This window comes from Adhaeribacter terrigena (assembly GCF_016623615.1).
Classification (GTDB): domain Bacteria; phylum Bacteroidota; class Bacteroidia; order Cytophagales; family Hymenobacteraceae; genus Adhaeribacter_A; species Adhaeribacter_A terrigena.
Window position 1 is genome coordinate 1 of the sequence record NZ_JAEHFX010000022.1, and the last position, 616, is coordinate 616.

The 616-nt window shown below is 35.7% G+C and carries 1 protein-coding gene; it reads right to left on the reverse strand.

What is annotated here, in order from left to right:
- Nucleotides 1-73: 73 nt before the first annotated feature.
- Nucleotides 74-583, reverse strand: a complete 510-nt coding sequence (locus I5M27_RS18475) for an Imm63 family immunity protein (protein ID WP_200507872.1) — start codon at nt 581-583, stop codon at nt 74-76.
- Nucleotides 584-616: the final 33 nt, after the last annotated feature.

Here is a 616-nt window from a genome sequence, read left to right on the forward strand (position 1 = left end):
AACGGCTAGTATAAAAAGCGTGTGAGGCCGTCGGCCGAATAATGATTTTTATACCTTGTTGGCGTGTGTTTTTCTATTTCTCTGGATACTTTGTGTAGGCTAATTTTTTTATCTCAGTTTCCGCAATGCCTTTCTCTCTTAATTCTCTACAATATGTGGCGCGTAGTCCTGCTAAGTCGTCAAATGGATGGTTTTTTAAAATGTGCGTATGTTCTTCCTTACATTTAAGTCCCCAAGATTCATCCAAAGCTTCTAGCAGTTCTTCCTGCTTTTTAAAGCTAATTCTTCTGACGTCTTCATTTTCAATTCTATTTTCTAACTCATAGTTAATTGCCATAGAAAATGTAACATCGTCAAAAATCCAATAAAGTAACTCTTCTAATTTATCTGTCACTTTTCTTTCTAATTCCTGCCCGCGTTCAATAATCACATAAGAGAGTAGCCCTAGATTGTCCAATTCAATATGAGGGTAGGCGAAATCACGGGAAGAACCGTAATCAGGCAGCAAATCTTTCGGAGCATTTATTTTATTAGCTAATTCGTCTACTTTAGACTTGATATCTTCAAGAGAAAATTTTCGCATTATTAATTTTTATTATTTAAATACCCGCCAACG

What these genes read in the sequence shown, in the direction of transcription:
- I5M27_RS18475 (WP_200507872.1), bottom strand. Translation starts at nt 583, where the DNA reads ATGCGAAAATTTTCTCTTGAAGATATCAAGTCTAAAGTAGACGAATTA.